This window comes from Mesorhizobium opportunistum WSM2075 (assembly GCF_000176035.2).
Lineage (GTDB): Bacteria > Pseudomonadota > Alphaproteobacteria > Rhizobiales > Rhizobiaceae > Mesorhizobium > Mesorhizobium opportunistum.
In genome coordinates this window covers 2,294,596-2,320,350 of the sequence record NC_015675.1, presented here as the reverse complement: position 1 = coordinate 2,320,350, position 25,755 = coordinate 2,294,596, and the positions used below count along the sequence as shown (strand labels likewise).

At 64.4% G+C, this 25,755-nt stretch carries 22 protein-coding genes; 15 read left to right on the top strand and 7 right to left on the bottom strand.

Annotation, left to right across the window (positions count from 1 at the left end; genetic code table 11):
* The first annotated feature begins 88 nt into the window (after window positions 1–88).
* The 4 genes from MESOP_RS11065 to MESOP_RS11050 all read left to right on the top strand — a co-directional run bounded on the left by MESOP_RS11065 (window position 89) and on the right by MESOP_RS11050 (window position 4,380).
* Window positions 89–550 carry a membrane protein gene (locus MESOP_RS11065; protein ID WP_013893420.1) on the top strand — a complete coding sequence of 154 codons (462 nt, stop codon included), beginning with the start codon at window positions 89–91 and terminating at the stop codon, window positions 548–550.
* The gene (locus tag MESOP_RS11060) at window positions 547–1,923 is read left to right on the top strand and encodes an FAD-containing oxidoreductase (protein WP_013893419.1); all 1,377 of its coding nucleotides are present in this window, start codon (window positions 547–549) and stop codon (window positions 1,921–1,923) included. Before MESOP_RS11065 ends, MESOP_RS11060 begins: the two co-directional genes overlap by 4 nt.
* Window positions 1,924–2,071: 148 nt before the next feature.
* Entirely contained in the window at window positions 2,072–3,241 is a 1,170-nt protein-coding gene (locus MESOP_RS11055; protein ID WP_013893418.1) for an MFS transporter, read from the top strand.
* 83 nt (window positions 3,242–3,324) lie between these two features.
* Window positions 3,325–4,380, top strand: a complete 1,056-nt coding sequence (locus MESOP_RS11050; RefSeq protein WP_041164619.1) for a M14 family metallopeptidase — start codon at window positions 3,325–3,327, stop codon at window positions 4,378–4,380.
* A 1-nt stretch (window position 4,381) separates the two neighbouring features.
* Here the strand turns inward: MESOP_RS11050 and MESOP_RS11045 are convergent, their stop codons facing one another.
* Window positions 4,382–5,152 carry an isocitrate lyase/PEP mutase family protein gene (locus tag MESOP_RS11045; RefSeq protein ID WP_013893416.1) on the bottom strand — a complete coding sequence of 257 codons (771 nt, stop codon included), beginning with the start codon at window positions 5,150–5,152 and terminating at the stop codon, window positions 4,382–4,384.
* Between the two features lie 320 nt (window positions 5,153–5,472).
* Between MESOP_RS11045 and MESOP_RS11035 the strand changes: the two genes are divergently transcribed.
* Both MESOP_RS11035 and MESOP_RS11030 read left to right on the top strand, forming a co-directional pair.
* Window positions 5,473–7,662 (top strand): anthranilate synthase, encoded by a 2,190-nt coding sequence (locus tag MESOP_RS11035; protein WP_013893415.1) that lies wholly within the window; start codon window positions 5,473–5,475, stop codon window positions 7,660–7,662.
* A 5-nt stretch (window positions 7,663–7,667) separates the two neighbouring features.
* Complete coding sequence (locus tag MESOP_RS11030) at window positions 7,668–8,615, top strand: cation diffusion facilitator family transporter (protein WP_013893414.1); 948 nt, start codon at window positions 7,668–7,670, stop codon at window positions 8,613–8,615.
* A 153-nt stretch (window positions 8,616–8,768) separates the two neighbouring features.
* Here MESOP_RS11030 and MESOP_RS11025 read toward each other — a convergent pair whose 3' ends face one another.
* Complete coding sequence (locus MESOP_RS11025; protein WP_013893413.1) at window positions 8,769–9,872, bottom strand: hypothetical protein; 1,104 nt, start codon at window positions 9,870–9,872, stop codon at window positions 8,769–8,771.
* Between the two features lie 96 nt (window positions 9,873–9,968).
* Here MESOP_RS11025 and MESOP_RS11020 point away from each other — a divergent pair, with 96 nt between their 5' ends.
* The 6 genes from MESOP_RS11020 to MESOP_RS10995 all read left to right on the top strand — a co-directional run bounded on the left by MESOP_RS11020 (window position 9,969) and on the right by MESOP_RS10995 (window position 15,352).
* A complete protein-coding gene (locus tag MESOP_RS11020) occupies window positions 9,969–10,406 on the top strand; it encodes a DsrE family protein (RefSeq protein ID WP_013893412.1) in 438 nt (145 codons plus the stop codon).
* A gap of 64 nt (window positions 10,407–10,470) precedes the next feature.
* Window positions 10,471–11,253: an SDR family NAD(P)-dependent oxidoreductase gene (locus MESOP_RS11015; protein WP_013893411.1), complete on the top strand. Its 783-nt coding sequence runs from the start codon at window positions 10,471–10,473 to the stop codon at window positions 11,251–11,253.
* A gap of 64 nt (window positions 11,254–11,317) precedes the next feature.
* Window positions 11,318–11,626, top strand: a complete 309-nt coding sequence (locus MESOP_RS11010; protein WP_013893410.1) for a putative quinol monooxygenase — start codon at window positions 11,318–11,320, stop codon at window positions 11,624–11,626.
* A gap of 38 nt (window positions 11,627–11,664) precedes the next feature.
* Entirely contained in the window at window positions 11,665–11,910 is a 246-nt protein-coding gene (locus MESOP_RS11005) for a type II toxin-antitoxin system Phd/YefM family antitoxin (protein ID WP_013893409.1), read from the top strand.
* 57 nt (window positions 11,911–11,967) lie between these two features.
* Entirely contained in the window at window positions 11,968–13,068 is a 1,101-nt protein-coding gene (locus MESOP_RS11000) for an AbrB family transcriptional regulator (RefSeq protein WP_013893408.1), read from the top strand.
* A gap of 172 nt (window positions 13,069–13,240) precedes the next feature.
* Window positions 13,241–15,352: a TonB-dependent siderophore receptor gene (locus tag MESOP_RS10995; protein ID WP_013893407.1), complete on the top strand. Its 2,112-nt coding sequence runs from the start codon at window positions 13,241–13,243 to the stop codon at window positions 15,350–15,352.
* Between the two features lie 26 nt (window positions 15,353–15,378).
* Here MESOP_RS10995 and MESOP_RS10990 read toward each other — a convergent pair whose 3' ends face one another.
* On the bottom strand, window positions 15,379–16,455 hold the full coding sequence (locus tag MESOP_RS10990; protein ID WP_013893406.1) for a siderophore-interacting protein: 1,077 nt from the start codon (window positions 16,453–16,455) through the stop codon (window positions 15,379–15,381).
* Between the two features lie 159 nt (window positions 16,456–16,614).
* Window positions 16,615–17,502 carry a LysR family transcriptional regulator gene (locus tag MESOP_RS10985; protein WP_041164616.1) on the bottom strand — a complete coding sequence of 296 codons (888 nt, stop codon included), beginning with the start codon at window positions 17,500–17,502 and terminating at the stop codon, window positions 16,615–16,617.
* Window positions 17,503–17,649: 147 nt separating this feature from the next.
* On the opposite strand from MESOP_RS10985, the gene MESOP_RS10980 reads away from it, so the two are divergent.
* The gene (locus tag MESOP_RS10980) at window positions 17,650–19,179 is read left to right on the top strand and encodes an MFS transporter (RefSeq protein WP_013893404.1); all 1,530 of its coding nucleotides are present in this window, start codon (window positions 17,650–17,652) and stop codon (window positions 19,177–19,179) included.
* A gap of 10 nt (window positions 19,180–19,189) precedes the next feature.
* Here the strand turns inward: MESOP_RS10980 and MESOP_RS10975 are convergent, their stop codons facing one another.
* The 3 genes from MESOP_RS10975 to MESOP_RS10965 are packed head-to-tail and all read right to left on the bottom strand — an operon-like array spanning window position 19,190 to window position 21,480.
* Window positions 19,190–19,507 (bottom strand): nuclear transport factor 2 family protein, encoded by a 318-nt coding sequence (locus MESOP_RS10975; RefSeq protein ID WP_013893403.1) that lies wholly within the window; start codon window positions 19,505–19,507, stop codon window positions 19,190–19,192.
* 26 nt (window positions 19,508–19,533) lie between these two features.
* Complete coding sequence (locus MESOP_RS10970) at window positions 19,534–20,310, bottom strand: esterase family protein (protein ID WP_013893402.1); 777 nt, start codon at window positions 20,308–20,310, stop codon at window positions 19,534–19,536.
* A gap of 3 nt (window positions 20,311–20,313) precedes the next feature.
* Window positions 20,314–21,480 carry an ATP-grasp domain-containing protein gene (locus MESOP_RS10965; protein ID WP_013893401.1) on the bottom strand — a complete coding sequence of 389 codons (1,167 nt, stop codon included), beginning with the start codon at window positions 21,478–21,480 and terminating at the stop codon, window positions 20,314–20,316.
* Between the two features lie 524 nt (window positions 21,481–22,004).
* Between MESOP_RS10965 and leuA the strand changes: the two genes are divergently transcribed.
* A complete protein-coding gene (gene leuA, locus MESOP_RS10960; protein WP_041164083.1) occupies window positions 22,005–23,681 on the top strand; it encodes a 2-isopropylmalate synthase in 1,677 nt (558 codons plus the stop codon).
* Between the two features lie 259 nt (window positions 23,682–23,940).
* Entirely contained in the window at window positions 23,941–25,710 is a 1,770-nt protein-coding gene (locus tag MESOP_RS10955) for a tetratricopeptide repeat protein (protein ID WP_013893398.1), read from the top strand.
* Window positions 25,711–25,755 lie beyond the last annotated feature (45 nt).

The window sequence follows — 25,755 nt, the reverse complement described above, 5'->3', positions numbered from 1 at the left end:
GTGCGGACGCAAGCACTGGCCAAATATCGGACCTATGGTAGCCTGCCTGCTCAGGGCTGTCCTGGCCCGGGGATCGAGGGGATCTACCATGCTTTATGTTCTCGCACTGTTGATCGGCGTCATTGCCGGCCTGCGCGCCATGACCGCGCCGGCCGCCGTCGCCTGGGGCGCCTGGCTCGGCTGGCTGCCGGTTGCCGGCACCTGGGCAAGCTTCATGAGCCACTGGGCCGCCGTCGGCATCTTCACCATCCTGGCCATCATCGAACTGGTCACCGACCAGCTGCCGTCGACGCCCAGCCGCAAGGTGCCGCAGCAATTCGGCGCCCGCATCCTGCTTGGCGCCTTCAGCGGTGCGGTAATCGGCGCCACGGGTGGCTCCACCATCGGCGGCCTGATCGCCGGCGCCATCGGCGCGGTCATCGGCACGCTGGGTGGCGCCGAGGCGCGCGGCCGGCTGGCAGCCGCCTTCGGCAAGGATCCGCCCGCCGCCTTCATCGAGGACGCGGTGGCGATCATCGGCGGCCTGCTGATCGTGGCGGCGGTGGCATGACAGCCAAGACTTTCGACGCCATCATCATCGGCGCTGGCCAGGCGGGGTCGCCATTGGCCGGCCGGCTGACGGCCGCTGGCATGAGCGTGGCGCTGATCGAGCGCAAGCTGGTCGGCGGCACCTGCGTCAACACCGGCTGCATGCCGACCAAGACCATGGTCGCCAGCGCCTATGCCGCGCATCTCGCCAGGCGCGCCGCCGATTATGGCGTGACGCTCTCAGGCCCCGTCGGGGTCGACTACAAAGTGATCAAGGCGCGCAAGGACAAGGTGACGATCAACGCCCGCACCAATCTGGAGACATGGATCGCCGGCATGAAGGGCTGCACCCTCTATCGCGGCCACGCACGCTTCGAGACCGCCAACACGGTGCGCGTCGGCGACGAACTTCTGACCGCCGAAAAGGTCTTCCTCAACACCGGCGGCCGCGCTTCTGTGCCCGACCTGCCCGGCGTCCACGACATCGACTACCTGACCAATTCCACGATGATGGATTTAGACGTGCTGCCGCGCCACCTGATCGTTGTCGGCGGCAGCTACATCTCGCTCGAATTCGCGCAGATGTTCCGCCGCTTCGGCTCGGAAGTCACCGTCATCGAAAAGAGCCCGCGCCTGACCGGCCGCGAGGACGAGGACGTCTCCGCCGCCATCCTGTCGATTCTCGAAAACGAAGACATCGCCGTCCATCTCGGCGCCGACGACATCGGCTTTGCCAGACAGGGCGGGGATATCGCCGTGACCTTCTCCGTCGGCAAGCCGCCGGCTGTCGGCTCGCACGTGCTGCTGGCGCTCGGCCGCACCCCCAACACCGACGATCTCGGGCTCGACAAGGCCGGCGTGGAAGTCGACAAACGCGGCTTCGTCACCATCGACGACCAGTTGCGCACCAACGTGCCAGGCATCTGGGCGATGGGCGACTGCAACGGCAGGGGCGCCTTCACCCACACCTCCTACAACGACTATGAGATCGTCGCCGCCAACTTGCTCGACAACGATCCGCGCAAGGTCAGCGACCGCATCGAGGCCTACGCGCTCTACATCGACCCGCCGCTCGGCCGCTGCGGCATGACAGAGGCCGCGGTCAGGAAATCCGGCCGCCGGGCGCTGGTCGGCCAACGGCCGATGACGCGCGTCGGCCGCGCCGTCGAAAAGGGCGAGACGCAAGGCTTCATGAAGATCCTTGTCGATGCCGACACCAGGGAAATCCTCGGCTGCTCGGTGCTCGGCCCCGGCGGCGACGAGGCGGTGCATTGCGTGCTCGACCTGATGTACGCCAAGGCGCCCGTCGACACGCTGGCGCGCGCCGTGCACATCCATCCGACCGTCTCGGAACTGCTGCCCACCATCGCGCAGGAGCTGAAGCCGCTGGCCTGAAACCTGTTCGGCTTCCGGTCCGATGCCTCGGCAGCCCGTTGCGGATCTGCTCTATCCTTTCTGCATTGCTGCATTGCAGCGATGTATGTTGCGCCCGGCATGGATCGTCGCGCAGTCTAAAATTGAACCGATTCAGTCTGGACGCCCCATGCCGTTGCCGATCCTTGCGCTTGCCATTGCGTCCTTCTGCATCGGCACCACCGAATTCGTCATCATGGGGCTGCTGCCGGAGGTCGCCGCCGATCTCGGCGTGACGATCCCCGCCGCCGGCCTGCTGGTCACCGGCTATGCGCTGGGCGTCGTCTTCGGCGCGCCGATCGTCGCCATGGCCACGGCGCATCTGCCACGCAAGCCGGTGCTGGTCGGGTTGGCCGCCCTGTTTGTTGTCGGCAATCTGTTCTGCGCCATCGCCCCCAACTACTGGCTGCTGATGGCCGCGCGCGTCTTCACCGCCTTCGGCCACGGCGCCTTCTTCGGCATCGGCTCGGTCGTCGCGGCAAGCCTGGTGCCCCGCAACAAGCGCGCCAGCGCCATCGCGCTGATGTTCGCCGGCCTGACGCTGTCCAACATTCTGGGCGTTCCGGCCGGCACGGCGCTTGGCGAAGCTTTCGGCTGGCGCTCCACCTTCCTGGCCGTGGTCGGCATCGGCCTGATCTCGGTCGCGGCCATCGCCTGGCTGGTGCCGTCCGATGTCGCCGAGCCGAGCGGCGGCGGCCTGCGCGGCGAACTGCGCGTGCTGGGCAAGTTGCAGGTCTGGCTGGCGATGCTGATCGCCTCGCTGGCCTCGGCCAGCCTGTTCGCCGTCTTCACCTACATCAAGCCCTATCTCAGCGACGTGTCCGGCCTGTCGACCTCGGCGGTCACCTGGGTGCTCTTGCTGTTCGGCGCCGGCATGACCATCGGCAACGTCATCGGCGGCCGGCTGGCCGACTGGAAGCTGATGCCGACAGTCATCGGCACGCTGCTTTTGATGGCGGTCCTGTTCGTCGGCTTCATGCAGTTCGGCGCGATCCCAAGCGTCGCCATCGGCGTGGTCTTCCTGTGGGGGCTGCTGGTCTTCGTCGTCGTGCCGCCGCTGCAAATCCGCGTCGTCGAGGCGGCTTCCGAAGGACCGAACCTTGCCGCCACGCTCAACCAGGGCGCCTTCAATGTCGGCAACGCCAGCGGGGCATGGATCGGCGGCGTGGCCCTTTCGGCTGGCGTTTCCTATGCCCATCTGCCCCTGGTCGGCGCGGTGCTCGCTTTGCTCGCGGTCACCGTGGCGGTGCTGTCACAGGCCCTGGACCGGCGGATCCCCGTCGCACAACCCGCCGAGTAGTGCGCCCATAGCGCGACAAATTGGACCAATCGACAATGGCCTCGCCGCGGGGCATGTCTCTCCGCCTGCCGAAGGAGGAAGTCATGCAGAAATCGATCGAACGCATCGCCGGCGACAGCGATGGCGTTTCCTACGAATTCCCGGTGTTCCGCTTCACCGGCGCCGACAAGGCGGCGCCCTCGGCCTATCTACAGGCGGCACTCCATGCCGGCGAACTTCCGGGCGTGGTCGCCATCGATGCCTTGATGCCGATGCTCGCCAAGGCCGAAGCCGAAGGCCGCATCAAGGGCAACATCACCATCGTGCCATGGGCCAACCCGATCGGCCGCGCCCAGTATCATTTCGGCGAGCATCAGGGCCGCTTCCATCTGGGCACCCGCACCAACTTCAACAGAGGCTTTCCGTTGCTTGCGGCACCCGATGCCAAGCTTTTGCCCGACACCACGTTCGGTGGCGCCGACCAACGGTTGAAGTCGCGCCTGATGCAGCTGTCGCTCGGCAACGACATCGTGCTCGACCTGCATTGCGACGATGAAGGCCTGGCCTATCTCTACATCCACACCAGCCTATGGCCGGCCATGGCCGATTGCGCCGCCGCCATGGGCATCGACGCGGTGGTGCTGTGGAGCGAGGACACCGACGGTACTTTCGAGGGCGCCTCGATCATGCCCTACCAGAACGTTCCCGCCGAGGTGGCGAAGCTCGACCGCCGCGTCGCCACAACGGTCGAATATCGCGGCATCCTCGACGTCGATGGCCCGCTGGCCAGCGCTGATGCCGCAGGCCTCTACCGACTGCTGGTGGCACGCGGCGTGGTCACCGATGCCACGCTTCCCGCACCCGATCCGTTCAAGGGTGTCGTCGCCCCGTTGGAAAACATCGACATGATGCCGGCGCCCCGGGCTGGCGCTGTCCTCTATGAGGTGAAACCCGGCGACCGCGTCGCGCGGGGCGCGCGGCTGGCCACCATCGTCCATGCCCCGGGCGAAGCCGATGGCCGCACGGAAGTGTTCGCGCCGCAGGACGGCCTCATCCTGACCCGCCGCTCGCGCCGCATCATCCGCGCCGGCGAGGATTTGCTGAAACTGGTCGGCGACAGGAAGAGCGCCGACGCGAGGTCAGGCACGCTCGAGGACTGAACTACCCCGAGATCGCCTGTCGCGCCTTCGCCTCCAGCCACTCAGCCATCTGCCGGTAAGGCACGGGACCATGGCTGATGCGGGCGACGCCGAGTTCGGCCAGCCGCTGCCGCGGCGGCACATGCGCCAGCGCGATGATGTTGACCGGCAGCGTCGTGGCCTTGCACAGCGCCTCGATTAGCCCTTCGTCACCAAGGCCCGGCGCAAAGAAGCCGCTTGCCCCGGCCTGTTCATAGGCATGCGCGCGCTCGATCGCCTGGTCGAGCAGGGCCCTGTCATGCGCATCGGGCTTCGCCTTGAGGAAGACGTCGGTGCGGGCGTTGAGGAAGGCCGGGATGCCGGAGGCCTTGACGGCTGCTGCAGCCGCCTCGACCCGCTTTACCTGCACGGCAATGTCGTGCAGGTCGGTGCCGCCGACAATCTGGTCCTCGAAATTGAAGCCGATGGCGCCGGCCCGCAAGGCACGCGTCACCGTTTGGGCGACGACCTCCGGCTCGACGCCATAGCCGCCCTCGAGGTCCATGGTCACCGGCAGATCGACCGCCGCCACGATGCGCTTGATGTTGTCGAGCGCCAGTTCCAGCGGGATCTTCTCGCCATCGGCGTAGCCAAAGGCGGCCGCGACCGGCCAGCTTCCGGTGGCGATGGCCTTGGCGCCCGCTTTCTCGACGATCTTGGCCGAACCCGGATCCCAGGCATTGTAGAGAACCACCGGATTTCCCTTGACGTGAAGGGAATGGAACGTTCGCGCGCGCTCGATCTGGTCGGTCATGATGTCTATCCCGTCTTCTCGATGTTGGACACGCAGTCTAGGCAGGGCTACCGGCTGTGGCGATGTGCCATGGGCCTGAGAAGCGGCGGCCACCGAACAGACTTTTCAAATCAGTTGCGTATCCGGTTTTTCGCCGCTATGGATTTCGCCATGAACATGCGTTCGACCAAGACCATTTGGTGGTGGGCCTGCTGACAGCGGCCTGTTCGAACGCGCGTGCGTGAAAGAGAGGGTGGCCGCAACGGAATGTCCGGGCGGCCATTTGTTTTTTCAAAAGCCAGTCCCGGGTCCGTTGCCCCAACAAGCTGATGGAGACGGCAATGACGATGAAGGTTCTGGAAAACGGCGCTGAAAGCTTCGTGACCGCGGGTGGCATCACCATCACCCGCGAACGCCACGACCGGCCCTATGCCGGTGCGATCGACAGCTATGTCGACGGCTTGAATTCGCGCCGGGGCGCGGTGTTCTCCTCGAATTACGAATATCCAGGCCGCTACACGCGCTGGGACACCGCCATCATCGATCCGCCGCTGGTGATCTCGGCGCGCGGCCGCGCCATGCGCATCGAGGCGCTGAACGGCCGCGGCGAGGCGCTGTTGCCGGTCATCGGCAAGACGCTCGGCGACCTTTCCGAGGTGACGATCGCCGAAACTTCAAAGAAACTCATCCGCCTCGAAATCGCCAAGCCCGGCCGCGTCTTCACCGAGGAAGAGCGCAGCCGCGTTCCCTCGGTCTTCACTGTCCTGCGCGCCATCACCGCTTTGTTCAAGACCGCCGAAGACGCCAATCTCGGCCTCTACGGCGCCTTCGGCTACGACCTCGCCTTCCAGTTCGACCCGGTCGACTACAAGCTCGAGCGCAAGCCCAGCCAGCGCGACCTCGTGCTGTTCCTGCCCGACGAAATCCTGGTCGTCGACCATTATTCGGCCAAGGCCTGGACCGACCGCTACGACTATTCGGGCGAGGGTTTTTCCACCGAGGGCCTGCCACGCGACGAAATCGCCGAGCCGTTCAAGACCGCCGACCGCATCCCGCCGCGCGGCGACCACGAGCCCGGCGAATACGCCAATCTGGTGCGCCGCGCGATGGACTCGTTCAAACGCGGCGACCTGTTCGAAGTCGTACCCGGCCAGATGTTCTACGAGCGCTGCGAGACGGAACCCTCGGAGATTTCGCGCAAGCTGAAGTCGATCAACCCCTCGCCCTATTCCTTCTTCATCAATCTGGGCGAAGGCGAATACCTGATCGGCGCCTCGCCCGAAATGTTCGTGCGCGTCAACGGCCGCCGCGTCGAAACCTGCCCGATCTCCGGCACCATCAAGCGCGGTGACGACGCCATTTCAGACAGCGAGCAGATCCTGAAACTGCTCAACTCGAAGAAGGACGAATCCGAGCTCACAATGTGCTCGGACGTCGACCGCAACGACAAGTCGCGGGTCTGCGAGCCAGGCTCGGTGCGCGTCATCGGTCGCCGCCAGATCGAGATGTATTCGCGGCTGATCCACACCGTCGATCACATCGAGGGCCGCCTGCGCGAAGGCATGGACGCCTTCGACGCGTTTCTCTCGCACGCCTGGGCGGTCACCGTCACCGGCGCGCCCAAACTGTGGGCCATGCGCTTCATCGAGCAGAATGAGAAGAGCCCGCGCGCCTGGTATGGCGGTGCGATCGGCATGGTCAATTTCAACGGCGACATGAACACCGGCCTGACGCTGCGCACCATCCGCATCAAGGACGGCATCGCAGAGGTGCGCGCCGGCGCCACGCTGCTTTTCGACAGCATTCCCGAGGAAGAAGAAGCCGAAACCGAACTGAAGGCATCCGCCATGCTCTCCGCCATCCGCGACGCCAAGGCAGGCAATTCCGCCAGCACCGAGCGCACCACCGCGCGCGTCGGTGACGGTGTCAACATCCTGCTCGTCGACCACGAAGACTCCTTCGTCCACACGCTCGCCAACTACTTCCGGCAGACCGGCGCCAATGTCTCGACGGTGCGCACGCCGGTGCCGGAGGAAGTCTTCGACCGGCTGAAGCCCGACCTCGTCGTGCTGTCGCCCGGCCCTGGCACGCCGAAGGATTTCGACTGCGCCGCCACCATCGGACGGGCTCGTGCCCGCGAGCTGCCGATCTTCGGCGTCTGCCTCGGCTTGCAGGCGCTGGCGGAGGCCTATGGCGGGGAACTCAGGCAGTTGCATATTCCCATGCACGGCAAGCCGTCGCGCATCCGCGTCTCCAAGCCGGGCATCATCTTTTCCGGCCTGCCCAAGGAAGTCACCGTCGGCCGCTACCACTCGATCTTCGCCGATCCGGTGCGGCTGCCCGATGACTTCATCGTCACGGCCGAGACCGAGGATGGCATCATCATGGCCTTCGAGCACCGCAAGGAGCCCATCGCCGCTGTCCAGTTCCACCCGGAATCGATCATGACGCTCGGCCACAATGCCGGCATGCGCATCATCGAGAACATCGTTGCCCATTTGCCGCGCAAGGCCAAGGAAAAGGCAGCCTGAACTCAATGGCCGAAGCCGAGAACACGGTGGCGATCGCGGCCAAGGCCGCGGCGAAGCGCAAGGTCGCCAACCTTGCCTTCTGGTCGATCATCATTGCCGCGATCGTGCTCGGCCTGAAAATCGTCGCCTGGTACGTGACCGGCTCCGTCGCGCTCTATTCCGACGCGCTGGAATCGATCGTCAACGTCATCGCCTCGGCCGCCGCCTTCTGGGCGATCCAGGTCAGCTACAAGCCCGCCGACCAGGATCACCCGTTCGGTCATCACAAGGCGGAATATTTCTCGGCAGTGCTCGAAGGCGTGCTGATCGTGCTCGCCGCCCTTCTGATCCTGAACGAAGTCTGGCGCTCCTGGCAGACACCGGCGCCACTCGAGCAGCCCTGGGAAGGTCTTGCCGTCAACGGCGTCGCCACCGTCATCAACGCCTTCTGGGCCTGGACGCTGATCCGCGCCGGCCGGGCCGAGAAGTCGCCGGCGCTGGTCGCCGACGGCAACCACATCATGACCGACGTGGTCACCTCGATCGGCGTCTTCGGCGGCCTGGTCGGGGCCATCCTGACCGGCTGGCAGATCCTCGATCCGGCTCTCGCCGTCCTCGTCGCGCTCAACATCCTGTGGCAGGGCTGGCACGTCATCGGCTCGTCGATGAACGGACTGATGGATCGTGCCGTCGACACGAAGGAAAACATGCGCATCCGCGACGTCATCTCGGCCAACTGCAAGGGCGCGCTGGAGGTGCATGACCTCAAGACCCGCATCGCAGGCCGCGCCACCTTCATCGAGTTCCACCTGGTCGTCGACGCCGACATGTCCGTCGGCGCCAGCCACGTCATCTGCGACCGCATCGAGGACGCGCTAAAGGCCGAAATCCCCTCGGTGCGCGTCACCATCCACGTCGAGCCCGACGACGAAGCCAAGCTGCCGAAAGGCACGACGGCCGTGCCGTTCGCATAGCCTGCAGTTTGCGAGGCCTGTCGAGATTCAGGTCAGGCCGAGCCGAGAATGGTGGCTTCCGAGAACCGGAGCGGAGCGTACTTAAGTACGTGAGCACCGGAAGCGCAGGAAGCTGCCGTTCGCAGGCCGGCATCACCTGAATATCGGCAGGCCTCACGGGGCGCAGGCTGATTGCGGCATTGGCTGCAGCCTGTAGACCTTGTCGTCGGATTGCGTCTTGCCGTCGGCGGCCTTCGAGCAGAGATCGACGATCGCCAGGCTGCTGTTGGGATTGGCCAGCATCATCATGCCGTTGGCACCGCGCTTGAGGAAAATCTCCTTCTGCGCGATGTCGCAGGAGAAATCGCTCATCTTCGAACTCGCGGCACAACGCCACTGGTCGGCCTCGCCCTGGCATGAATAGGTCTGCGTGACCTTGCCCGACTTCTGCCGCGTCGTGACCGAGACGGCAATGTCGGCGCCGTCGGGCCAATTGGCGGCGTCACCGCCGGAGGCATAGGATGCCAGTTCCACCGGGCCGCGGAAAACGCGGATCGATTGCGTCAGCTGGCCGGGATGCGAGGCCAAATGCGACGCGTCATAGTCGCGGCCGTAGCAAAAGGCCTGGTCGGGCTTCAGCCGCTCGCGCAACGGCGCCCCGAGCGCTGGATCGATCGGATCGATGCGCGCGAACTCCGCCTTGCAGGTCGCGGCCGGCATCGGGTCGAGGCGGAAATCGTCGTCCTCCTTGCCGAGCGCCTGCCTGTCGTATTCGGCCGCGCCCAGTTCTTCTTCCGAATCCGCATCAAGATAGATATCGGACGACAGATCGGACAGGAGCAGCCGGCCCTTGTCGTCGATCTTCAGCGACGCCAGCGTGCGGTCGCAATCCATGCCGCAACGGATCTGGCCCGATGCGTCGTCCTCGGACGCGTGATTGCACCAGCCGCCTGCCCATTGCGGCGCCTTGGCGCCGCGCACGGTGGTGGTGAGGAAACCATTGTAGGATGTGTCCGAATTCGCCGACGGCTCCTCGTTCGGCCTGCTGACCGGATCGTGGCCATAGTAGAAGAAGATCCGCGCCACCTTCTGCTTCGGATACGCCTGCATATGCGCCGCGTCATAGACCCGGCCGAAACAGGCGTCCGCCCCGTTCGGGCTGAGTTCGGTCAGTTTGAGCGCATTGTCGGCAGCGGCCGTGCCTGCCAGCAAACCGAGCAACGCGACACCAAATCCGGCGCCGGCGACTGTCTTCCATTCCCCTGCCCTGAACGTCATGTGACCCCTCCTCGCATCGACAGGACGTAACGTCAATTTATGCTAGTATTGCGGCTGGAGCCACGCAAATCGCTGAGAAATCCGAGGAGGGGTGCCATGCGCCGACGCGACATGTTCCGCGCGGTTCTTGCCGGAACCGGAACGCTTCTCGGCCTGCGGGCGGTGCAGGCCGCGGCTACCGAGCCCGCCAGGCTGAAGGTCGCCTATCACCTGAGCGATGTGGACAAGGTCAACTTTGTGCTCGGCAACATCAAGAACCATTACGAGGGCACTGGCGGCAATGTCGACATCGTGCTCGTCGTGCATGGCCCGGCCCTTGCCGGCTTCAAGTCGAAGGGCATATCGGCGGCGGTCTCCGGCCGCTTCGCCGGCCTGGTGCAGCAGGGGCTGGAGCCGCATGCCTGCGCCAACACCATGCACGGCATGGACATTTCGCTGGCCGACCTGCTGGCCGGCTTCCATGCCGCCGACAAGGGTGGTGTCGTCAAGCTCGCCGAACTGCAAAGCCAGGGCTATGCCTATCTCAGGCCATAGTGCACAGTCTTGGCTGGACGGTCGCGAACGGCTGGTCTCATGAAAATCCCCGGAGGAAACGGCCGTGCCAGGTACAACCGCGCTTACCATCCCCGATCTCGCGGGCAAGACGGTGCTGGTCACCGGTGCCTCGACCGGCATCGGCGCCGCACTGGCGCTGGCCTATGCCGCGCAGAAGTCCAAAGTGGCACTGCACTATAATTCAAGCCGCGACGCCGCCGAGAAACTTGGCAAGACCATTGCCGACAATGGCGGCGAGGTGTTCCTCGTCCAGGGTGACTTCTCCGTCGCCGCCGATGTCGAACGCGTCGTCGAGGACAGCGCGCAACATTTCGGCCGTCTCGACGGGCTGGTCAACAATGCCGGCGGCATGCTCGGCCGCGTGCCCTACGCCGAGCAGACCGAGGCCCATTACGATGCGGTGATGGACCTCAACGCGCGTTCGGTGCTGACCGCCTCGCGCAAGGCGATGCCGTGGCTGAAGAAGCAGGGTGGCTTCATCGTCAACACCTCGTCGATCGCCGCGCGCAACGGGGCGGGCGGCGGCGCCGGTCTCTACGGTTCGGCCAAGGCCTTCGTCTCCAACGTGACGCGCGGCATGGCCAAGGAACTGATCGGCTTCGGCATCCGCGTCAACGCGGTGGCGCCCGGCACCATTCTCACGCCCTTCCACGAGCGCTATTCGACCGAGGAACAGATGAAAGGCATGGTCGCCACCATTCCGCAAGGGCGCGCCGGCACCGCCGAAGACTGCGTCGGCGCCTATCTGTTCCTCTCATCGGACCTGTTGAGCGGCTACATCACCGGCCAGGTGATCGAGGTGAATGGCGGCCAGTTGATGCCGTGACCAGCTATCTGCATACTGGCGGCCCGCATACTCTTGTCGGAGACTTTGAAGGGGAGACAACGGAATGTACGGACTGATCGGCAAGATGCGGGCAGCGCGCGGCCAGCGCGACGCGGTGGTGGACCTCCTGCGCGCCAGCACCGGCGCCCTGCCGGGTTGCCTGAGCTATATCATCGCCCGCGACCCCGCGGATGCCGATGCGATCTGGGTCACCGAAGTGTGGACCGACGCCGAAAGGCACAAGGCCTCGCTGCAGCTTCCCGAAGTCCAGGCGGCCATCGCCAAGGCGCGGCCCTTCATCGCCGGCTTCGAGTTCCAGGTCGAGACCCACCCGGTCGGCGGCTTTGGGTTGGCCGAGGTCAAGACTGACTGACTAGAACAGACAGTGCGATGCCAACGGGGCAACCTGCAATGCAGATCGTGAACACCCAAGATGCGAAGGCCAATCTTTCACGTCTCGTTGACCAGGCCGCCAAAGGTGAGCCATTCATCATAGCCAAGGCGGGCAAACCATTGGTCAAGGTCGTGTCGATCAACCAGCAGCCGTCGGCTCACGCGCGACGGGTCGGTTTTATGGCTGGCCAGTTTTCCGTCCCCGACGACTTCGATCGCATGGGCGGCGGACAGATCGAGCAACAGTTCGACGCCAACGCGTAGGCTCCTTTTTTGGCGCAACGGCTTCGCATCGCCCCGCTTCGCGTCTAAGACCGAAAAATGGATTCCTCGGCCGAGCCACCTCTGGACCAGCCCGCCATCGAGCGCATGGCGCGCATGGGCAGGCCTTGGCAGTGGCTGGTCCTGCTCACCATCTCGGCCCTTTTTGCCGGCGCGCTCGAACTCGCTGCTTTGCCGGCGGCGCTGCTGATCGGGCCGATGCTGGCGGCCATCGCCGCCGGCACCAATGGCGCCACGGTGCGCGTGCCGCGCCTTCTGTTCGGCTCCGCCCAGGCGATCGTCGGCTGCCTCGTCGCCGCTTCGATCTCGGCCGACATCTTTCCCGTCTTCTATCGCGAATGGCCGCTGTTCCTGGGCGCCGTGGTGGCGACCGTCGCGGCCTCCAGCCTGCTCGGCTGGCTGATCAGCCGCTGGCGCATCCTGCCCGGCACCACCGCCGTCTGGGGCTCCTCGCCGGGCGCCGCCACCGCCATGGTGCTGATGGCTGGTGCCTTCGGCGCCGACCAGCGCCTCGTCGCCTTCATGCAGTATCTGCGCGTCATCTTCGTTTCGGTGACGGCGGCTCTGGTCGCCAAGATGTGGGTAGACACATCGGGCATCGAGATCCCGCCCATCGTCTGGTTTCCGCCGATCGATGCCCAGGCCTTCGCCGCCACCATCGGCATCGCGATCGTCGGCGGCCTGGCGGGCAAATTGTGCCGGCTGCCCTCGCCGTTTTTCCTCGGTACCTTCATCTTCGGCACCGTCATCCATCTCGGCCTTGGCGTGGAGATGCAATTGCCGCCCTGGCTGCTGGCCGTCAGCTACGCCATGGTCGGCTGGTCGATCGGATTGAACTTCACCCGGCCGATCCTGCGCCATGCAACGCGCGCCCTGCCGCAGATCATCGCCTCGATCGTGGCGTTGATCGCCTTTTGCGGCGGGCTCGCCTTCCTGATCAGCCATCTCCTCGGCATCGATCCGCTGACCGCCTATCTGGCGACCAGCCCCGGCGGCATGGACAGCGTCGCCATCATCGCGGCCGCCGCGCGGAACGTCGACATCTCCTTCGTCATGGCGCTGCAATCGGCACGTTTCCTCGTCGTGCTGCTGGTCGGCCCGAGCGTCGCGCGGCTGGTGGCCAGAAGCATCCGGGAATAGGCAAAACCGCTCGCTTCGGCCTCATGATTTGACCGGTCGAATCCCGACCCGCGTGGCCGCTGCGCGAAAACCCTCGACAGCTTGGGCGTAAGTCGCAAAAAATACTTGACTCACATACTCATATTTGAGAGCGCGAGGACGCAATCTGACATGAGACAGTGGAGACGAGTGGATGCGAGCACGGCCGACGACATGGCGCCTGGGGATATCGTTGCTGGGCAGCGCGGCGATACTTGGTCAACCCTTGGCTGCTCATGCGCAGGACAGTGGCGAGGCCACGGTGCTCGGCCAGATCGAGGTCACCGCGCAGAGCAACGAGATCCTGGTGCAGGATGGCTATGTCGCCAAGAAGGATCGCATCGGCACCAAGGCCGACACGCCGATCGCGGAGATCCCGCAGGCCATTTCGGTGGTGACGCAAAAGCAGATCGAGGATCAGAAGCCGCGCACGCTGAACGAGGCGCTCGGCTACACGGCCAGCGCCAATCCCAACAGCTTCGGCTTCGACACCCGCTATGACGCCTTCTTCCTGCGCGGTTTCCCGGCCTTCTACAACGGCATGTTCCGCGACGGGCTGCGCCAGTACAACGGCCCCTCCGCCTGGTTCAAGACCGAGCCCTACGGCATCGAGGGGGTCACCATCCTGAAGGGCCCGGCGCCCTCGCTCTATGGCGTCAGCGGCCCCGGCGGCATCGTCAACGTCGTCACCAAGCGTCCCAAGGATGAGCCGTTCCACGAGATCGAACTGCTGGCCGGCGAGCACGACCGGTTCCAGGCAGCCCTTGACGCTTCCGGACCGGTGAACGAGGACGGCAGCATCCTCTATCGCTTCACCAGCCTTGGCCGCCTGGGCGAAACCGATCTGCCGGCCTATCCCGACGACAAGCTTTATTTGGCGCCGGCGATCACCTTCAAGCCAGACGAGGACACCAAGCTCACCATCCTCGGCGAATATTCGAAATCGGTCACCGGCGGCACCGCTGCCTTCTACAATCCGGGCTATGGCGTGCTCTCCAACATCTACGAGGGCGATCCCGCCTGGAACGATTTCACCCAGAACCAGGGGCGTATCGGCTATGAGTTCGAGCACCGCTTCAACGATGTGCTGACGGTGCGCCAGAACCTGCGCTACAACGCCGTCGACAGCGATATCGAATACAGCGGCCACTATTTGCCCGGCGCCAACCAGCCGCTGGAGCGCTATTGGGGCCACTATACCGAGACGATGAAGAACTTCGTCGTCGACAACATGGCGCAGTTCGAGTTCGACACCGGGCCGGTCAGGCACACCGCCGTCGCCGGCATCGACTATGCCTGGTCGGACTACGATGCCGCCAGCGGCCTGTCCTATGTCTCGGTCGACGACATCAAGGCGATGCCCGTTCCCCATTCCGGCGGGCAGGAGATGAACCAGCTCGGCGTCTACCTGCACGACCAGATGGAGTGGAACGACTTCACCCTGTTCACCAGCGGCCGCTACGACTGGGTCGATACCACCTCCACATCAGCCGATTTCAGCCAGTCGAAGCAGAAGGACAATGCCTTCTCCGGCCGGCTCGGCCTGTCCTACCGGACCGAGTGGGGCATCATCCCATACGTCAACTATTCGACCTCCTTCTCGCCCAACATCGGCTTCGTCTATGACGACGTCTCCAGTACGGTCGGCCGCGTCGCCCGCCCGACCATCGCCACGCAGAAGGAGATCGGCGTCAAATATGAGATCCCCGACCACAACGCGACCGTAAGCGCCGCCTTGTTCGACATCGACCAGAAGGATGGCGTCGTCTTCGACGCCTCGACCAACGTCAACAAGCAGCGCCAGCTCGACCTCAATTCGCGCGGTGTCGAGCTGGAAGCCAATGCCTCGCTCGGCAACGGCTTCAGCTTCATCGCCTCCTACACCTATCAGCGTGTCAGGATCGAGCGCGGCGCCACGGACACCGATGGCAAGGAACTGTCGGCGACACCCAATCACATCCTGTCGCTCTGGGGTCACTACCAGTTCGAGAACGGCACGCTGGAAGGGCTGGGGCTGGGCACCGGCGTGCGCGTTGCCGGCTCGAGCTATGGCGACGACGCCAACACTTTCAAGAACAGCGCGCGCGCCTTTGTCGACGCCTCGCTGTCCTATGATTTCGGCATCCGCAATCCCAGGCTCGAAGGCGTCAGGCTGCAGGTTAACGCCAAGAACCTGTTCGACAGCCAAAAGACCATCTGCTCGGCCGGCTATTGCTACCGTGACGAAGGCCGCTCGCTGTTCGCCAGCCTGCGCTATCGTTTCTGAGATCAGCTCGTCGCAGGGGGCAGCGGCTATTCCTCGCCGCCCCCATTTTCGCCCAGCGCGCCGCGGCGCCAATAGGCGGTGACCAGATGCCTGTCGCGCGCAAGGCCCCACTCCTTGCGTACGATCTTGCGGATCTCGCGGAAGTCGGCGAATTCGCATCCGGCCCAGACATGGAGCCCGTCGGCAAGCGCGGCGTGGCTGCGCTCCCGCAAAGCGCCTGGCAGCAGGCTGGCCGTGCCGGCCTCGCGGCCGTGCCGGTAGAGCCAGGTGACGTCGATGTTCTCGCCTTGCGGCAACGCGATCCGGTCATCCGGACCATCGACCTCGATGAGCGCCTCGGCGCGGGTCGACGGCGGCAGGTGCTCCAGGATTCTGCCAATAGCGGGCAGCGCCGTGTCGTCGCCGGCCAGAAGCAAAGTCTGCGCCTCCGGCGCCTCGCCGCCGCCGGGCCCGATCATGCCGATGACATCTCCAACCCGTGCGTTCTGCGCGAAGGCGGCGGGCGTATCCTGGCCGGGATGCAGTACGAAATCGACATCGAGCCAGCCGCTTGCGGCGTCGATCGTCCGGATCGTGTAGACCCGCACGGTCAGCGCATCCTTCCCGGAGGGCCAGACAAGCAGGCCGTCAGCGCCAAGCGTGGGCCAGACCGGCCGCCGGCCACGCGGCGGCAAAAGCAGCCGCATGTGCAGTCCGCCATGGGCAAAACGGCCGAGATCCTTGCCGGCGAAACGCAGGCGCTGCATGTGCGGCGAGATCCGCGTCGACGACATCACCGTGATCTTGCGGAAGAAGACCGGCGTGCCGGCATCGCTGCCATCGCCTTCCCAACGCAATCCGCTGGTGGTGCCGAGATGCTGGGCAACATGGCCGGCGACCGTCATCTTCATGTAGGAGAGGCAGGTCTCGTCCGTCGCCGCGACGCGGATCAGCATGGCGTTGCCGTCGAGCGTGGCGCTCAACGACCCGTAATAGAGGCGAAGCTCCCATCGATCGGCGGCACCGGTCTCGATCTCGAATTCGCCGTGCTCGGTGCGCAGATGCTCGATCGCCGACCTCACCGCTTCATCGCTGATACGGGTCTGTGCGCTCAACTGGTCCATCGCTGAAATCCTTCGATAGCGGTTCAAGCGAAGCCGCCGAAAGATCTTGGCCTCGTCGCCATCGCCGGCATGCCACAGCGCCGCCGTCGTTTCCACAAGAAACTTGACTTAAGTAATCATATTTTTGGATGGGCCGTCGGAGATCTGATTTATGCCGGCCTATCGCGGTGCTGCAAGGCGTTCGGGAAGGAAATCGACGAAAACGCGCACCTTCGGCGACAGATGGCGATTGGAGGGCCATAGCATCCGGAACTGGCCACGGCCGTCGACATGATCGTCCAGCACGATGCGCAGCTTGCTGTCGTGGAGCGCCTCGCGGACCAGGAAATCGGGCATGCAGGCGATACCGAGGCCGGCGAGCGTAGCGCCCTTCAAGGCTTCCATATTGTTGCAGGTTAGCATCGAGCGGATCTGCGGTTCGGCACTACCAGTGGTGAACGGCCAGTCCAGCAGCCTGCCGCTGTTGAGAAAGCGGAAGTTTATGCCGAAATGCCTGATGAGATCCGCCGGCACGCTCGGAGTGCCATGGCGGTCGAGGTAGGAGGGCGCCGCGCACAAGAGCATACGAAACGGCGCAACGGGTCTCGACACCAACCGTGAATCGGGCAGCTCGCCACTTCTGATCGCGACATCGATGCCCTCCTCGATGACGTCGACGACGCGATCGTTGAAATCGATATCGAGCTCGATCTCGGGATAGCGGGCCATGAACTCCGACAGCACCGGCAGCAGCAGATGGTAGGTGACGATCGGGGTCGAGATACGCAGCCGCCCGCGTGGCGTCTCGCGTGTCCGCGACAGCATTGCCTCGGCATCGTCGATGTCGTCCAGGATGCGCCGCACCCGCTCGTCGAACAGTCTGCCCTCCTCGGTCAGGCCGACACGTCGCGTGCTGCGCTGCAGGAGCCGCACGCCGAGCTCCTGTTCGAGCCGTGCGACGCTCTTGCCGACGGCGGAAGCCGAGATGCCGAGCGCACGGCCGGCGGCGATGAAACTGCCGAGTTCGGCGGTGCGGGCGAAGGCCAAGAGGCCATTGAGGCGGTCCATCGCATTCTTCCATTTGAGCGTTTCAGTCCAGTATGTCAGGAAATACAATACCATTTTTCTGGAAAGGCGGCAGGCCTATCTTGTCGTTGCGACGGGTGCGCGACCCACGCGGCAAGCCGGCGGATGCTTTTTCAGATAGGAAAATCCATGACCCTGAAGACCACAACCGGCTCGGCCGAGAGATGGCTGGTGCTCTTGTCGGTATGTCTTGCCGCGATGACGATGCCCTTGACCTTCACCGGCCCGGCGGTCGCGCTCTCGCGTATAGCGGCCGATCTCGGCGGCAGCCCGATCGCGCTCAACTGGGTGACGAACGCCTTCATGCTGACTTTCGGCGCCAGCCTGATGGCGGCCGGAGCGCTGGCCGACAACCATGGCCGCAAGCGGATTTTCCTCGCCGGCCTCTGCCTCTATGTCCTGGCGTCGCTGGGCGCGATGCTGGCGCCCGACACCGTCTGGTTCGACATGTTCAGGGCCGCGCAAGGGATCGGCAGTTCCCTGGCCTTCGCCGGCGGCGCCTCGGCGCTTGCCCAGGAATTCGAGGGATCGCTGCGGCTGCGCGCCTTCTCCTTCCTCGGCACCAGCTTCGGCATCGGTCTCGCCTTCGGCCCGATCGCTTCGGGCCTGCTCATCTCGGCATTCGGTTGGCGATCGATCTTTGTTCTGGTCGCGGTACTCGCGATCGCCTCGGCGGTCCTCGGCCTGCGCACCATCAGGGACTCGCGCGATCCGGATGCGACCGGGCTCGACTGGGCGGGAGCCGGCACCTTCACCATCGCGCTGGCCTCGCTGACCTATGGCGTGTTGCAGGCGCCGCAAAGCGGCTGGGCCAATCCCCTCGTCATCGCGCTTCTGGCAGCGGCGGCCCTCTTCTTCGCCGCGTTCGTCATCGTCGAGCGGCGCGTGCGGCGACCGATGCTCGATCTCACCCTGTTTCGCTTTCCTCGCTTCGTCGGCGTCCAGTTCCTGGCCGCGGCACCCGCCTATGGCTTTGTCGTCCTGCTGGTGCTTCTGCCGATCCGCTTCATCGGCATCGAAGGGATGAGCGAGATGAAGGCCGGGCAATTGATGATCTGCCTCTCGGGACCGCTGCTGATCCTGCCTTTGCTTGCCGGCCAGCTGGCGCGCTGGATCGCGCCGGCCACGATCTGCGGCGTCGGCCTGCTCGTCACCGCCGCCGGCCTCGTCTGGCTGAGCCTGACACCACCGGTCGATATCGCGCTGGTGGCGCCGCTGGTGCTCATCGGCGTCGGCATCGCTTTGCCCTGGGGACTGATGGACGGGCTTGCCGTCAGCGTCGTGCCGAGGGAGCGCGCCGGCATGGCGGTCGGCATCTTCAACACCACGCGCGTCGCCTGCGAGGGCGTGGCAGTGGCGATCGTCATGGCGACACTGTCCGGCTTCACCGCGGCGCAGTTGGCCGCTCAGGGAGCGTCCACGGATACGGCCGCCGCGGCGCAGCTGCTGGTGACCGGCAATGTCGGTGCAAGTGCGCAACATCTGCCTACGGCCAGCGCCGCCGTCCTGGTCGAGGCTTACGAAGCGGCGTTCGACAGGCTGCTGATCGTGCTGGCGGCAATCACCATCGTCACCGCCCTTGTCGTGTTCCTCGGCCTGCGTCGCGGATCAGCAGCGGAACATGAGGCCGTGCCTGTGCCGGCATGCCAGGAAGGGTAGGCTGCGGATCTCAGGCGATGACCAGGCTCGCGATGCGATCGCCGTCCAGCGTGAAGGTCATGTCGCCCTCGCCGTTGAAGCCCTTGCCTTTGACGGCGATGCGAACACGATAAGTCCCTTCCGCCGCGGCGATGCGGACAATCCGGAGATTGGACTTCACGCCGATATTGTCCGACTGGTTCCAGCGCGCGATCTGCCCGCGGCCGTGAAAGTCCCGTCCCCAGTCGCTCAGGAACGCATCGTCGGCAAAGGTGTCGAGAAAGGCATCCGTATCACCTGCATTGGTGGCCTCGACGAAGCGGCGGATGGGTTCGGGTATCGTCATCATCTCTGCCCAAGGTGCATCAATGTAGCTTAGTCGAGCCTGTGCATCAGATCCTCATCCAGCCAGCGGCCGAAGAAATAGACCAGCTGCTTGTGCCACCATGGCCAGTCATGGCTGACATCGCCGCCCCAATAATCGACCCATGCGGGAATCGACTTGTCGCGCAGGATCTGTTCCAGCTGGCGCGTCTCGACCAGCATGCGCTCTTCCCAGGCGCCCTGCCCGCAGCAGAAGATCAGCCTGAGCAACTTGAGCCTGGCCAGCAGTTTCGGATCGACGATGCCGGGCAGATAGTCGAGCGGCGAGTTGTAGAAGATGTCGCCATCCAGCGCCTTGCCGAAGAAGTCGCGGGCCGAATAGACGCCCGACAGGGCGATGACGCCGCTCGCCAGTTCCGGAAAACGGAAGACGAAATTGGACGAGTGGTAGCCGCCCATCGAACAGCCCGAGAACAGCGGCTTCAGCTTGCGTCCGCCATTGGCTGCCGAGGCGGTCTCAAGGAATTCCGGCAGCGCCTCCTCGCGCACATAGCGGAAATAAGCCTCGTGCCGGGCGATGCGGTGCGCGGCATCGTGATGCTTGTCGAAGAAGGATTCCGAATCGATCCCGTCGACCGCGAACAGCTGGATGCGGCCGGTGTCGATGAACTCGGCCAGCGCGCCCACCCCGCCGGAATCCTCGAACTGGTAGAACCGCCCCTGCGAGGTCGGGAACACCACCACCGGCCGGCCGGCATGGCCGTAGCGCTTGTACTCCATGTCGCGGCCAAGATTGCGGGCGAAGGCCTTGTGATAGGAGATGTCCATCCCTCACGCCTTTTCCGCGTGGATATAGGCGACCGCTTCGCGCAGCGCCGCCTGATCCTTCGACCGCATCTGATAGGCGTAGTTTCCCATGGCGCGGCTGAAAACCTCTTCGATGGCCTGATGGTGGACGATCTTGTCGCCATGCGCGGCTAGCACGTCCTCATGGCTGTGCAAATAGCGGAGGCGGCGCTTGCGGCTGGCATAGGCAGTGAAATACTTGCCCTCATAGGGGCCGCCGGCGGCGTCCTTGACCACCATGTCGGCCCATGCCGCATAGACGTCGATATCGAACGTATAGTTGATCGCGTCGGTCATCCAGGCGCCGGGCGGCCGCATGTTGACCTCCAGCGCGATGATCCGGTCGTCCCTGGTCTCGAACAGCTCGATATGGAAGAAGCGCTCGCGCACGTCGAACGCCTTCAGGATCTTGCGGCCCGCTTCCTCGACAACGGGCCGGATCCGGGGGAAACAGATGTAGCTCATGTGGCGGTCCTTGTTGACCACCTCCATGACGCTCTGGTCGTAGCGGTGACTGGCGGCCAGCACCACCTCGCCGTCGCGGTTGACCAGCCCGTCATAGGTCACCACCAGCCCCTCGATGAACTGCTCCATGACGAAGGTCACGCCCTCGGGCTTGTCCCTGAAGAACTGGTCGAGCTCTCCCGTGTTGGAGATCTTGAAGGTGTTCGAGGCGCCGGAGCCCGAATCTGGCTTCACCACGACGGGATAGCCGACCCGGCGGATGAAGGTCATGGCGCCGGCGCGGTCGGAGCATTTGCGCTGCGCGATCGTCTCGACGCCGCTCTTGCGGAAGAAGGCGCGCATGCGGCTCTTGCGCTTCAGGTTCTTCACGAAATCGAGCTTGGTGCCGTAGATGTTGAAGTCGGTTCGGATGTTGGCTTCGAGTTCCAGCCAGTGCTCGTTGAGCGACTCGAAACGGTCGATGCGGCCCCATTTGTGGATGAAATGTCCCATCGCCCGGAACACCGGATCATAGTCCTCCATGTCGGCGACCCGGTAATATTCGGAGAGCGAAGCCTTCAGCTTGCCGTCCAACGCTTCATAGGGTGCGTCGCCGATGCCGAGCACCGTGGCGCCGGCCTTTTTCAGCCGGTCGCAGAAATCGGCGCCGTTGGCTGGAAAATGCGGCGAGAAGAACACGAAATTCATGGCCAGTCCCCTCCCGGCGAAAGGGCACCGCAGCCCCGCCAGCGCTCAAGTCTGGCGCATTTGCGGCGCGCGGGGAAGAGCGACCGCATTGGGATGGCATTCAACCGGGTCCCACCCCGCTTGCCTCTCACAAGCCGCTCCTGTAAGAGAACCGCCATGAACACGCGCGCCACCATCGCTTCCCGTCAGACCGGCTTTGCCGGCGAGACCGTGCGCGCGCTTGCCTCGACCCTGCTTCTTCTCGGCCTTATCGGCGATCGCCGGGTTCGCTGAAGGAGCGCCCGGCGGTCGAACCGCCGCGCAAGCGCATGCTCCTTGGCCAGTCTCAAAATTGGCAATCACATCAAGCGAACGAAAATCTGGTAAAGGCGCCACTCGCCATCAATCCGTCCAGGACGGATCCGAGGCCGCCGGGAGAAACGACGATGAACGCACGAGAACAAATCCGCCCTGATGCCGCCGCAGCCGGCAAGGATGCGGCAAGGGGCACGCCTGGGGCAGCCCGGGAAGGGTCGGCCCGAAGCATGCCGGACGCAGCCCGCAAGTACCAGCCCTACCCCACGGTCGGCCTCACCGACCGCACCTGGCCGTCCAAGGTGATCGACAAGGCGCCGATCTGGTGCTCGGTCGACCTGCGCGACGGCAACCAGGCGCTGATCGATCCGATGGGCCATGAGCGCAAGGCGCGCATGTTCGGCCTGCTGCTCGACATGGGCTTCAAGGAGATCGAGATCGGCTTCCCCTCGGCCTCGCAGACCGATTTCGACTTCGCCCGCTGGTGCATCGAGGAAGGCAATGTCCCCGCCGACGTGTCGCTGCAGGTGCTGGTGCAATGCCGGCCCGAGCTGATCACCCGCACCTTCGAAGCGCTGAAGGGTGCCACCAACCCGATCGTGCATTTCTACAATTCGACCAGTGAATTGCAGCGCCGCGTCGTCTTCGAGAAGGATGTCGGCGGCATCAAGCGCATCGCCACCGACGCGGCCAAGATGATCACCGACATGGCCGCCAAGGCGGGTGGCGGTTTCCGTTTCGAATATTCGCCGGAGAGCTTCACCGGCACCGAGCTCGACGTGGCATTGGAGATCTGCAATGCCGTCACCGAGATCGTCAGGCCGACAGCCGACAACAAGCTGATCATCAATCTGCCGTCGACGGTCGAGATGTCGACGCCCAACGTCTATGCCGATCGCATCGAATGGATGTGCCGCAATCTCGACAACAGGGAGAACCTGATCATATCGCTGCATCCGCACAATGACCGCGGCACCGGCATCGCCACCACCGAGCTCGGCCTGATGGCCGGCGCCGACCGCGTCGAAGGCACGCTGTTCGGCAATGGCGAGCGCACCGGCAATGTCGACATCGTCACGCTGGCGCTCAACATGTACACGCAAGGCGTCGATCCCGGCATCGACTGCTCCGACATCAACCGGATGAAGGACGTCTACGAATATTCGAACCAGTTGAAGATTCCCGAGCGCCACCCCTATGTCGGCGAACTCGTCTACACGGCCTTCTCCGGTTCGCATCAGGACGCCATCAACAAGGGCATGAAGGCCTTGAAGAAGGCCAACACGCCGCTGTGGGAAGTGCCCTATTTGCCGATCGATCCGGCCGATGTCGGCCGCAGCTACGAGGCGATCATCCGCATCAACTCGCAGTCGGGCAAGGGCGGCATCGCCTATGTGCTGCAGGCCGATTACGGCCTCAACCTGCCACGCAACTTGCAGATCGAGTTCAGCCAGGCGATCCAGGCGATCACCGACGCGGAAGGCAAGGAAGTGCCGGCCAAGCGCATCTATGAGCGGTTCCTCGAGGCCTATGTCGATCAGCCGGGCGCACGCTTGAAATTCCTCGATCACCACACCTACCCCGACACCGAGGTCAAGGGGCGGCGCGTGGTCGAGGCTGTCATCCTCGACAACGGCAAGGAAACGACGATATCAGGCACTGGGACCGGCCCGATCGACGGCTTCGTCGATGCGCTGTCGCGGCATGTCGGCGTCGAGATGTCGGTGCTCGACTATTCCGAGCACTCGATGCAGCGCGGCTCAAACGCCTCCGCCATTTCCTATGTCGAGATGGAATATCCAGGCGGAAAGCTGTTCGGCGCCGGCATCAACACCAACATCGTCGCCGCCTCGCTGGAAGCCGTGACTTCCGCCGCCAACCGTATCGTGGGCCGCAAGGCGCGGTAATCCCCACAGATCGGGTCGTCGGCGCGAGAGCAGCAGCGCTCTCGCGCGACGTTTTCGAACCCGAACCGGGCTTGGCCCAAAATGGCCGATGATGTCGGCGGCGCGCTTCGGCGTCCGCCGACGTCCTGCAGCGGGGCCATTAACCACTGGAAAATTATCCAGTTAGGTACGTGATCGCATAATGGGTGTATACTTGTGTGGAGATGCGGGCACTATATGATCGTGCCTCAACCTGTGCCGACTTCGAGAGGATCGACACTTGCAGCATGCCACGCCTGCCGCCCCCGCAGTGCGCGAGACACTGGAGCGACTGCTTGCCAGCGAAACGTTTGGACGGTCCGAACGCGCGCGCAAACTGATCCGCTATCTCGTCGAACGCGAACAGGCAGGCGAAGCCGACAGGCTCAAGGGCTTTTCCATCGCCATGGACGTCTTCGGCAAGGACGGTGATTTCGATCCGTCGACCGATGCGGTGGTGCGGGTCCAGGCTGGCCGGCTGCGCGATTTGCTGCAGCAGTATTTCGCCAACGAAGGCGTCGCCGAACCCGTCCGCATCGCCATTCCGCGCGGCGGCTATGTCCCGGCCTATGAGCTCAACGCGATCCGCTTGCCGGAAACGGCCAGCCTTGCCGGGCAGACGGAAGCGCTGGCATCGCCATCCGAGCAGCCGAGCGCCGCCGACATTCCGTCCGCCGTACTGCTGGCATCGACTGCCGTTCCGGAGCCCTCGGTGGCACGCCATCTTAGGTTCTTCTGGATGGCGATCGCCGTGGTCATCGCCATGCTCGGTGTTCTGATCCTGCGTCAGGGCAGCGGCGTCCTGCTGGCAGGCGGCGACATACCGGCTACGTTAGAGCCCGCCGGCTTGACCGGCAGCATCGCCCGGTCCCCGGCAAGTGAGGCCCTGCCGCTCGTCTACCTCGCCGTCAAGGCCAATGGCCAAGATGCCAGCCGTGTCGCCGCGTCCTTGCGCGCCGGTCTGAGCGGTTTCGATACGGTCGACTTCATCGGCCGCGAGGCCGCCGACGAGACCGATCCGGTCACCAATGCCACGAGCTTCATCTTCGATATCCTGCCTGGACCGGACGCGGGCGACATCACCATCGAGCTGCAGAGCATGGCGACCGGCCGGGTGCTTTTGTCGCGCAACCTGACCGCCGCCGACAGCGCGCCGAACGCCGTCGAGGACCGCATCGCCGGCATCCTGAGTTCGGCTCTTCCCGCTTCCGGCACGATCTACAACTATATCGAGCAGAGCGGCATGCAGACCGGCCTGACGCAATGCCTGCTGCTCAACGGCAAATACTATCTCGACCAAAACGTCAGAACCCACGGGGCCGCGTACCGCTGCCTAGAGGCCTTGGCCGACGACGGCGCAAAATCGTCGCTGGTTTATTCGGAACTCGCTTCGTTGCACCTCGAGGCGGTGAACGACCACTACGCCTATCCGCCGGATGCGACGATCGAGAAGGCGCTGACATTCGCCCACCGCGCCATACAGATGGGGCCGACCAGCCCTAACGCGCATCGCGCCTATGGCTACATCTATTCGCGCCTTGGCAATCCCGACGAGGCGCTGCGCTGGATGCGCAAGGCCTATGACCTCAACCCCTACGACGTCTCCATGGCCGCCGCCTATGGTTACGGGCTGATTTTCGCCGGCCGCTACACCGAGGGAACACCGCTTCTGGCCCATGCCGTGGATGCCTCCAGCGGGCATCCGACATGGTGGGATTTCGGACTCTTCGCCGGCGAATTCATGCTCGGCGACATGAACAAGGCAACCATCGCCAGCAACGCCTTGAGAACGACTGCAACAAAATCACACTATCTCGCCGCGCGACTGATCGGCGCCCAAATTGCCGGCCAGGACGGTCAGGCGCGCAAGCTGCTCGATGAGCTGAGCGCCAAATTTCCGAAATTCGCCGCCAATCCGCGTGCGACTTTCGTCGATCGGAAATATCCGGCCGATTTGACCGAGCGACTGATCGGCGCCTTGCGCGCCTCCGGGCTTGAGAGCGCCAGTTAACGCCATCGACAGCCGCGGCCCAGCGTGGCGTTATGGTCGGTTTCG